Source organism: Peribacillus sp. NPDC058002 (assembly GCF_042886655.1).
GTDB lineage: Bacteria > Bacillota > Bacilli > Bacillales > DSM-1321 > Peribacillus > Peribacillus aracenensis.
Genome location: NZ_JBHVQU010000136.1, coordinates 1 through 10,079 on the forward strand (window position 1 = coordinate 1; position 10,079 = coordinate 10,079).

At 38.4% G+C, this 10,079-nt stretch carries 8 protein-coding genes and 2 pseudogenes; 6 read left to right on the forward strand and 4 right to left on the reverse strand.

Annotated features, from left to right (window positions below; translation table 11 throughout):
• Nucleotides 1-269: 269 nt before the first annotated feature.
• Nucleotides 270-478: pseudogene (locus ACFVSH_RS18740) on the reverse strand (3-hydroxyisobutyrate dehydrogenase); the annotation flags it as partial.
• A gap of 76 nt (nucleotides 479-554) precedes the next feature.
• Nucleotides 555-1,946: a cytochrome P450 gene (locus ACFVSH_RS18745; RefSeq protein WP_387707279.1), complete on the reverse strand. Its 1,392-nt coding sequence runs from the start codon at nucleotides 1,944-1,946 to the stop codon at nucleotides 555-557.
• A gap of 107 nt (nucleotides 1,947-2,053) precedes the next feature.
• On the opposite strand from ACFVSH_RS18745, the pseudogene ACFVSH_RS18750 reads away from it, so the two are divergent.
• A pseudogene (locus tag ACFVSH_RS18750) lies at nucleotides 2,054-2,131 on the forward strand (cupin domain-containing protein); the annotation flags it as partial.
• Nucleotides 2,132-2,553: 422 nt separating this feature from the next.
• Nucleotides 2,554-3,300 (forward strand): polysaccharide deacetylase family protein, encoded by a 747-nt coding sequence (locus ACFVSH_RS18755; protein WP_387707280.1) that lies wholly within the window; start codon nucleotides 2,554-2,556, stop codon nucleotides 3,298-3,300.
• A gap of 480 nt (nucleotides 3,301-3,780) precedes the next feature.
• Here the strand turns inward: ACFVSH_RS18755 and ACFVSH_RS18760 are convergent, their stop codons facing one another.
• Complete coding sequence (locus ACFVSH_RS18760; RefSeq protein ID WP_387597272.1) at nucleotides 3,781-4,398, reverse strand: cell wall hydrolase; 618 nt, start codon at nucleotides 4,396-4,398, stop codon at nucleotides 3,781-3,783.
• Nucleotides 4,399-4,891: 493 nt separating this feature from the next.
• Between ACFVSH_RS18760 and ACFVSH_RS18765 the strand changes: the two genes are divergently transcribed.
• The 4 genes from ACFVSH_RS18765 (at nucleotide 4,892) to ACFVSH_RS18780 (ending at nucleotide 9,170) form a co-directional block, all read left to right on the forward strand.
• On the forward strand, nucleotides 4,892-7,066 hold the full coding sequence (locus tag ACFVSH_RS18765) for a DNA topoisomerase III (RefSeq protein ID WP_387707282.1): 2,175 nt from the start codon (nucleotides 4,892-4,894) through the stop codon (nucleotides 7,064-7,066).
• 102 nt (nucleotides 7,067-7,168) lie between these two features.
• Nucleotides 7,169-7,597, forward strand: a complete 429-nt coding sequence (gene mntR, locus ACFVSH_RS18770; protein WP_192205202.1) for a transcriptional regulator MntR — start codon at nucleotides 7,169-7,171, stop codon at nucleotides 7,595-7,597.
• A gap of 182 nt (nucleotides 7,598-7,779) precedes the next feature.
• Nucleotides 7,780-8,475 (forward strand): class I SAM-dependent methyltransferase, encoded by a 696-nt coding sequence (locus ACFVSH_RS18775; RefSeq protein WP_387707284.1) that lies wholly within the window; start codon nucleotides 7,780-7,782, stop codon nucleotides 8,473-8,475.
• Nucleotides 8,475-9,170, forward strand: coding sequence for an AIM24 family protein (locus ACFVSH_RS18780; RefSeq protein WP_260288173.1), 696 nt, complete (start codon nucleotides 8,475-8,477; stop codon nucleotides 9,168-9,170). The genes ACFVSH_RS18775 and ACFVSH_RS18780 overlap by 1 nt, the downstream gene beginning before the upstream one ends.
• A gap of 106 nt (nucleotides 9,171-9,276) precedes the next feature.
• Here the strand turns inward: ACFVSH_RS18780 and ACFVSH_RS18785 are convergent.
• The coding region (locus ACFVSH_RS18785; RefSeq protein WP_387707286.1) for a homoserine O-succinyltransferase at nucleotides 9,277-10,079 on the reverse strand (803 nt) is incomplete at its 5' end.

A 10,079-nucleotide genomic window follows, 5' to 3' on the forward strand; every position in this document is an offset into this window, starting at 1 on the left:
CAATACTCTGTTTAAGTCTTCCGCTTCAATTTCCTCGTTGATACATCAATGTTTATAGAGGGAGGTTAGTAGAAGAGAGATTTAAAATACAATCATACTTAGATTCTGTTTTGAAAAAAATTGAATCGGACTGGAAGGACTTTTGTAATCTCTCAGAATTACCAATAATATTCTGGATTGTTTGGCGGCATAAAGGAAAGAGGCAAAACTTTATGGGGATATTTGGATGTGAAAAAAGGTGCACTTTAAACTGAGTGCACCTTTTTGTTTTATGAATTATATATTTCTCTGTTCATAGTCACAATATCTTTACTTGAGAGGGGTTTGAGGTTAGAAGCTGATAACTTTTCTATTACCTTATCCCGTAGGAATGGGGCTTTTTCTTTATTTGCTTTTTCCAATGCTTTGTTGGTTCTTCTTTTGTTAGTTCTGTGCATTATGCAGGAGTTCCTGGCTGTTGTCTCCGCGAATCACTTAAAAACTAGGGTTGATGCGGCAGTCTTTTTATTGAACTAAGGGGGGCTTCACTAGGTGTAGAGTGACAACTTTGTTCTTTAAATTTCAGAATCTTCTTGTTGGATACCCCCTATATTCCTCTCTTCGACTACCATGCGCAATCCACGCTTCGGTCTGAGTGTAATAGACGGAAGTGGCTTTACTTCATGATGGTCCGGCGCCAGCCTTATCCGATATCGTTGAGCAATGCACGCTAGGACAAGCACAGCTTCCATCATTGCGAAATGATTACCGATACAAACTCTTGCCCCTCCGCCAAACGGAAAGTAAGCGAACGGAGGTAGAGTTTTCACAAAGTTGTTTTCAAATCGCTCTGGATTAAAAGACTCTGGATTATCAAAATACTCTTGCTTGTGGTGCATCACATACTGACTTAACAGGATCATATCGCCTTTTTTAAAATGATATCCTCCTATTACCACATCCTCCTCCACTTTCCGTGATATGATATAGCCAGGAGGGTATATGCGCATTGATTCATTGATAATATTTTGTGTATACGTTAATTTCATATAATCGCCAGGAGTAGGGTTACGATTGCCGATTACGTTATCTATTTCATTGAAAAGTTTAGTTTCCACTTCAGGGTGTTGTGAAAGCAAGTATAAGGTCCAGGAAAGCACGTTTGCAGTTGTTTCGTGACCGGCAAGGAAAATGGTCATTAGCTCATCACGTACCTGCTGGTTTGTCATACCTAAGCCATCCTCATCATCTCGAGCATCCATTAAAATCCCAAGCATGTCCTCATGTCTCACTGAATCTGCCCTACGTTTTTCAATAATATTATAAATCACTTTATCAAGTCTTTGTATCGAATTTTTATATTCACGGTTATTTTTAGTGGGAACCCATAGTGGCAAGTGAAGAAGTGTCCTCATCCTTTTAACAGCAATTCTCATAGATGCTTCTATAGGTTCCCCGAGCTCGTCATATCCTTCTTTGAGGTTCAAACTGAACATGGTCTTGCTGATGATACCGAGAGCAAGGCTCATCATATCCTCCGTAATAATCCGTTCTTCCTTGTTTTTCCAAGTGGAAATATAGTTCATTGTTATATCAATCATATCCTGTGCATAATTGCTAATATGAGATTTTTTGAAAGAAGGTTGAATAAGCCTTCTTTGGCGCATGTGAATTTCCTTTTCACTTGTAAGAAGGCCTTCTCCGAGTAATGGTTTTAAAGCTTGGAAGTCATTTGATTTCAAGAAGGATTTTTGTTTTGTTACAAGTACCTGTTTAATTAAATCTGGATTTGAAATGAAGTAAACATTTTGGAAAGGTCCAAAACGAATTTTAGCAACTTCTCCATATTCATTTGCTAAACGGGTAAGAAAGCCAAGTGTATCTGAAGTAAACTCATTTGAATGGCCAGTAATTAGTCTTCCTTTAGGGCCCTTAGGAGAATCATTTGAAAAATCTATGTCACTCACTGGTTTGTTTCCTCCATATCTTATAATCATTTATATTCATTCTATGATGAAAAGTATTGATTGGTTTGGACAAGTTGTTAATAAGAAGACCAATAAATACAATATTTTGGCATAATGTAACCAATACAGGTAATATTCCGCTAAACCTTTACTCGATATATGCTCCTCCTAACCATCAGCACGGGCCACGTGTACGTGTTGGGCAATATCCACACCAACAACTAGATGTTGATCCGTAATTCTCAATTAGTTGATTTTGTTTTGCATTTTAAAATTCATAGTAGGGCTACCTCCTTAAGACTTTGAGTTAGATTGGTCTCTATACTCGTATCTTACTGAGGGGTTCTATTTATTTAAACCTGATATTTAAAGATCAACAGGAATGCTAAGGGAGTTGCTTTGGCAGCTCTTTTTCTTATAGAGCTAATGTGGCAGTTAGTCTGATTCATTAGTGTTTTAAGAAATTAGTTTTTCATTTGGGATTACCAAAGTTACCATTGATCAATGGGAGATAAAATTTAAAATGGGAGAAATCATAATAGAACCATGCTTCCTGAGGCACAATAAATTGAAAAGATATAAAAAATGATGCAAAGCGAGGAATTTTATGAAAAAGCTTGTAATGTTTTTCCTATGTCTTCTTATTTTAATTCTTCCATCACAAGTTTTTGCTCAACGAAAAGTACCTATTTTAGTTTATCATTCGATTGACGAGTTTACTGGGCAAGGTTCTAAGGAGCTATATGTAACTCCTGATAATTTCCAGAAACAAATGATTTATTTAAAAGAACATGGCTACACATTATTAACTTTCGATCGTTGGCAAGACATTTATAAAGCAAATAAACCCATTTTCATTACCTTTGATGACGGATACAAAAACAATCTGAATGCATTCGCTATCTTTCAAAAACTTAAAGACGAACGTTTTAAACCAAGTGGTACCATTTTTGTTATTTCTGACTTTATCGGTCGTTCAAACCGATTATCTAAATCGGATTTAAAAATGATGGCTGATTCGGGTATAATCTCAATCCAGTCTCATACTGCTACACATCCTGATTTGACGGAAATAAAAAATTATGAATATGAACTGAAAGGGTCCAAAGATAAAATTCAAAAAATAACAGGCAAACCAGTTAATGCTCTTGCGTATCCATACGGAAATTTCAATGACAAAGTCGTAGAAGAAACGAAGAAATATTATTTATTTGGACTTACGACAACTCCTGAACTATTTTCTGTGAAGGGCATTAAAGATGAACTTTATCTTTTACCACGAATTTATATCAAGTATTCGACTACTCTTGATGAATTTGCAAAGATTGTTGAAGGCGGTTCCTATACCAGGTAATCGCTTTTTTCTATTGGAACCAAGGGAATTGTACTTCCTATTGTTTATAAGCAAATGTGTACGGAAAATAAGGGGAAACATCAAATATAATTCAAAAGTTTAAGGAGATAGATATTGAACTAAATGGCTGATTTATGATTCAAGTTCTTTAAAAACAATGGAGTTGATGAATATCACCTTCATGTGTCACCTAGTAACAAGCAAGCAATAGCTTTAAAAAAAGCAATGGTAGAACTTAAATTTGAGTTAGGTGTGAATGTAATTAGAATGAAAGGTACAATTTAACTTTCACTCTTTTCAACTAGCGGGTGCGTTAGCTGAAGATCGTAGCTGTCTTTAAGGCAGTTTTTTCTTATGGGGGTGCCACCAAAAAGGTCGGGCAAATACTGCCCGACCTTTTATACCACACGACATAGTTAATGGGATATTTATAATACGAAACTATAAAAATATCATTCCTCAATATGTATGTGATTAGTTTTACTTTGCAAATAAGTGGTTGCCTATTCTAATGACTGTTTGCCTTGTGAAAATCCATTCATCTGTTGCCAAGAACGGATTATAATAATAAACAGAACCATGAGTAGGATCCCAACCCTGTAATGCATCAATAACAGCTCGATAAGAATAGCTATTTGGGGTCAAATAATATTGCCCATCATGTACAGCTGTAAAAGCATTTGTCTGGAAAATAACATCGTAAGTATTTTTAGGAAAACCTGGCGTTGACATTCGGTTCAAAATTACTGCAGCGACAGCCACTTTTCCTTCATAAGTTTCTCCTCGAGCTTCTCCATAAACAACCCTGGCCATCATTTCAATACTATTTAATTTTTGTTGTGTTTGGAATCCGAAAACTCCATCTGTTAATATTCCAGAATCTTGTTGAAGTTGTTTAACTGCATGATCAGTAATTGAACCATAATACCCTGTTGGTTGACTTTTAAAATAACCCATTTTCTTTAAATTTTCTTGTAAGTCATAAACTGCTTGTCCTTTACTTCCATTGTGTAAAATTTCTTGAGCAAAGATTGAATTTGGAATAAAAAACAAGAAACAAATAAAAACAACAAACGACATTTTTTTTACATTTAACATCAAATAATACCACATCCTTCGATTCATTTTCCTACTATTCTACTTTATCATACAAGAAAAATAGATTTATCTTACAATATTCCTATTTTAAACCAAAAACTGGAGAAGTTCTCAGACAATTTGGAATAACAAAAGAAAGTTATATACATTTTGTACTTTTGTATTAATAATATCAAAAAATTTATTTCCTCATCTTCATCTAACCAATGGAGGGTAAGAAAAGGAACATTTAGCATTGTATGTGTTGTTTTTGTATGTAGTTCAATTCCTATGTTGGCCATCCATTAATGAAGCTAGTTTTTTTGTAAATTAATCTGCCTATTCGACTGCTTTTATCATCAGCCGGAAATTCCCAATCTTCGTCGCAGTAAAGAAATCATTTCATGCTTTTCCGGGACAGTTCAGTAAAAACGAAGTCATATCTAGCCGATTGTGATAATTAAGGTATAATGATAGGGGAAGATATTTTTTTACGGATTAGGTGAAGTTGAACATGAAGCTAATCATTGCGGAGAAACCCGATCAAGGTTCAACGCTTGCGGCTCAATTTAAAAAGAAGAAACAGCAAGGTTATATAGAAATCATGCCGAATGAACTTTTTCCCGATGGAGCTTATGTAACTTGGGCCGTCGGGCATTTATGTCAACTCGTTTCGCCGGAAACCTATCATTCAAAATGGAAAAAATGGTCGATGGAAACATTGCCGATGATTCCTGAGAAATTTCAATATGAAGTGACCCGACAAAAGGCAAAGCAATTCAATGTTGTGAAGACTTTGCTTAGGAAACCGGAAGTCGATGAAATCATTCATGCAGGTGATGCCGGGCGTGAAGGAGAATTGATTGTACGCAACATCGTTAATCTATGCAATGTCAATAAACCGATGAAACGGTTATGGATTTCCTCTTTGACCCCAAAAGCGATTTATGAGGGATTCCAAAATCTGAAGAGTGAGGAAAAAACCAGGCCGCTCTATTATGAAGCGTATACGAGAGCTTGCGCGGACTGGGTTGTGGGAATGAATGCGTCGAGAGCGTATAGTATTTTATTGAAACAAAGGGGCGTTTCGGATGTGTTTTCAGCTGGAAGGGTTCAGACACCGACACTCGCCCTGATTGTGAAGCGGGAAATGGAAATTGAGCAATTCAAATCCGAACCGTTCTGGGAAGTGTTCGCTGACTTCAAGATGGATGGGAAGAAATATAAGGGAAAATGGCAGCAGAACAATGATCCGAGAATCAAGACAAAAGAAATGGCTGATAAAATTGCCGCTTTTTGCAAGGATAAGGAAGCTGAAATAGCTGAAATGGATACAGAAAGGAAAGAATTTCAGCCGCCTTTGTTATTTAACCTTTCTTCATTGCAAGCGACTGTGAACAAGATTTATAAATATTCACCGAAACAGACGCTTGATATCGTACAAAGTTTATATCAAAAAGGGATCGTTTCTTATCCACGTTCAGATTCCAATTATGTGACGGAGGGGGAAGCTGAAACATTTCCCGATATTTTGCAAAAACTAAGCGGATTTTCGGAATATGAATCCCTGTTTCCCTTGCCACAACCGAACATCATGAATAATAAACGGTTTGTAAATGAAAAGAAAGTGACTGATCACTATGCTATCATCCCGACGGAGCAGGTAACCGATCCAAAGCGACTTTCAGCTGAAGAACGGAATATTTATGACTTGGTGGTACGCCGCTTGATTGCGGCCCATTATGAGAAAGCCATTTTCGATTACACCACCATTAAAACGCTTGTCGATAAGCGTGCCGAATTCATTTCTAAAGGAAAGCAGCAGATTCAAGAGGGATGGCGCAAAGTGATTTTCCAAAATGACAAGGAAGACGATGATATCATTTTGCCGTCCGTCTCAAAAGGGGATTCTGGAAAGGTCGCCAATATAAAGGTGAAAGAAGGAAAAACCCAGCCTCCTAAGCGCTATACAGAAGGTCAGCTGATCACTTTAATGAAGACTGCCGGAAAGCATCTGGATAATGAAGAGTTAGAAAAGGTGCTGATGAAAACCGAGGGTCTTGGAACCGAAGCAACCCGGGCTGGCATCATTACCATGCTAAAAGACCGTAAATACATCAATGTTAAAAAAAACCAGGTGTTTGCGACAGATAAAGGGAAAGTGCTGATTACTGCGATTGGGGAGAAAATCCTGGCTTCACCCGAGATGACAGCCAAATGGGAACAGCGTTTAAGGGAAATCGGTGAAGGAAAGGCATCAGCTGGCGGATTTATGGAAGCTGTTAAAAAGATGTCAGCAAAAATTATCAGTGATGCCGTGGAATCATCGGAAAGCTGGAATTTTCAAGGGCTGGACACCGAGTCGATTCAACGAAGCGGCCCAAAAAAGAGAAGTTCAGCATCTGTGGGCAGCTGTAAACTATGCGGTTCTAAGATTGTCGATAAAGGGGAATTCTATGGATGTGTAAGTTATCAAAAAACAAAGTGTAACTTCACTATCTCCAAAAAAATCCTTAATAAGAAAATCAGTCAAGCAAATATAAAAAAGCTGTTGGCGAGCGGTGAAACGGATTTGATAAGCGGTTTTAAAAAAGGGGAAAAGACCTTTGATGCCATTTTATCCTGGTCCGACTCTGAAAAGAAGATCAGTTTTACATTCCCGACAGAACGAAACGTCAAGCAAACTTGAGAAGAAACTTCATTAAAGGCGCCCTGAGACTTATAATTTCTTGTTTCGGGGTCGTTTATATAGTAAAATTTTTAGATATGCGTTTGAATGGGAGGATTCCGAATGCCTACACCAAGCATGGAGGATTACATAGAACAAATTTATTTACTTATCGAAGAAAAAGGGTATGCAAGAGTTTCCGATATTGCCGAAAACCTTTCCGTCCACCCTTCTTCTGTTACAAAAATGGTTCAAAAACTTGATCAGGAAAAATATTTGATATATGAAAAGTACCGGGGTCTTGTTTTAACTGCAAATGGGAAAAAAGTTGGTAAAAGGCTCGTATACCGTCATGAACTTTTAGAACAGATGCTAAGGTTGATTGGGGTCAAGGAAGAAAATATTTATCATGATGTAGAGGGAATCGAACACCATCTTAGTTGGAATGCCATCGATAGGGTTGGAGACCTGGTTGAATTCTTTGAAGAATCCCCTGACCGTGTCGAGGATTTACGAAAGATACAAAAAAGAAATGAAGAAAATTCGAAATAAGCTGCCGTCGGCAGTTTTTTTTATGTATTTGCAAATCACCTGTATTCCTGAACGGATTATATAAAAGAGGATTTTTTAATTTTGAGCAGAATAGCTATATAGAAGCCCCGGTAATTTGATTCTGGAAACTGAGTGTTATTAATATAGTAGGAACTTGCCTAGTTAGGAGGGTGGAATTTCTGATGAATTTACATACATGGCATAATGAATCGAAAAAGGAATGGGATGTTTTTGCACCGATGTGGGTGAAGAATTCGCAAGAAATGTGGGAAACGGGGAGCCGGAAAAACATTATTCCTTTCTTTTCTGAATATGTACCTTCGGGAGTGAAGGTGGCTGACATTGGCTGTGGAGATGGAGTTGGTTCCTTGAAATTGGCCGAAGCGGGATTTGAAGTGACCGGAGTTGATTTATCCAATGTGATGATCGAATTTGCAAAGGGGAAAACCGCTCAACAACCAGAACTTTCTTTCCTGCAAGGGGATTTTTATAATCTTCCATTCAATGATGAAGAAATGGATGCGGCAATGGTCATTAATTCTTTGGAATATACGGGTGAACCATTAACGGTGTTGAAGGAAATTCAACGGGTAATAAAGCCTGGCGGTTATGTCTGTTTTGGAATACTTGGTCCAACAGCTGAACCACGAAAAAAATTCAGTTTTCAACGGTTATTAGGAGATAAGGTCATCATGAATACAATGCAGCCTTGGGAATTTGAAAAAATGGCTTTAGAAACCGGATGGAAGGCAGTGGCAGATACCGGAGTTGCAAAGAGAGGGGTGGACTATACAAAACTAGGGCATTTTTCAAAGGAGTTAAAGCAAGCTGTATCGTTCATGTGGCTTTTCCTCCTTCAAAAAGAGGTGGGGCAGTGATGGAGAAGTATCAAATCGATCAATTCGTTGAAAAGACGAAACAGCAGGATAAAGGGCAAGGTTTATTCGAACTTGAAACGGAACGGATTTTGGAGATTAATTTGGAACAGCAGATCTGGGCAAAGATGGGGACGATGATTTCTTATCGCGGCCATATTAAATTCGAGCGGGAAGGTATCTTGGAGCATGGTCTTGGTAAACTCTTCAAAAAGGCTTTGACAGGTGAGGGTGCATCTTTGATGAAGGCGACTGGAAGCGGCAAGCTGTACGTCGCGGATCAAGGAAAGAAGATTTCCATTTTACAGTTAAATGGTGAATCGATCTGTGTTAACGGAAATGATTTACTTGCATTTGAGCCGGGGATTCAATGGGATATAAAAATGATGCGGCGCATTGCCGGGTTATTGGCGGGTGGATTGTTCAACGTAAGGCTCGAGGGGAGAGGCATGGTTGCCTTCACTTCCCATTATGAGCCGCTTACTTTAATGGTTGAACATGGGAATCCGGTCTATACGGACCCGAATGCCACAGTGGCTTGGTCAGGGGAATTGCAGCCTGAATTCGTAACGGATGTTTCACTGAAGTCGTTTTTTGGAAGGGGAAGCGGCGAATCTGTTCAAATGAAATTCGAAGGTCAAGGATTTGTGGTCGTCCAACCTTTTGAAGAGGTTTATTTCGGCAATAAGGAATCATGAAACAAACAACCTGAGTCAGAAACTCAGGTTGTTTCCCATGATAATCGGAAGTGGCTGCCCAATAAACGATTCACTTAAAAGTGAAAGCTTCTTTTTTCTTACCCTTTCAATCCCACTCATAAGGGGTTGATTGGTAGACATAATAGTTCAGCCAATTTGAGAACATCAGGCTGCAATGGCTTTTCCATCGGTGAAGAGGAACCTTGGTCGGATCGTTATCAGGAAAGTAATTTTCAGGGAGTTGTGTATTGATTCCACGCTCCCTATCGCGCTTGTATTCTTCACCAAGGGTATCGGCATCATACTCGAAATGGCCGGTAACCATAATTCTTTTTCCATCAACTGAAGCAGCAATCAATACACCGGCTTGATCGGACTGTGCAAGAAGCTTCAGTTCCGGATGGTTAACTAATTTTTGATAGTCAATATCCGTATGGCGGGAATGAGGGGCCATAAAATAATCATCGAATCCGCGGACTAGATTTTCATTCGGTTCAAGGACCTCATGGGTGTATATCCCGAAGCATTTCTCTGGAAGTTCGTATTTGCCTATTCCATAATGATGGTACAGGGCAGCCTGTGCCCCCCAACAAATATGTAGGGTGGATGTGACATTTTCGCTTGACCAATCCATGATACTCTGCAGTTCTTCCCAATAATTAACGTCTGAAAATTCCAGCTTTTCTACTGGGGCGCCTGTAATGATCAAGCCGTCATATTTCTTCGTGCGGATATCATTAAATGATTTGTAAAATTGATCTAAATGAAATTTACTTGTGTTTTTTGATTCATGTGTGCTCAAGCGCAGGAATGATATATTTACTTGAATCGGAGTATTGCCTAGAAAGCGCAGTAACTGGGCCTCCGTTTTTTCTTTCTCTGGCATTAGGTTTAAAATTAATATATTCC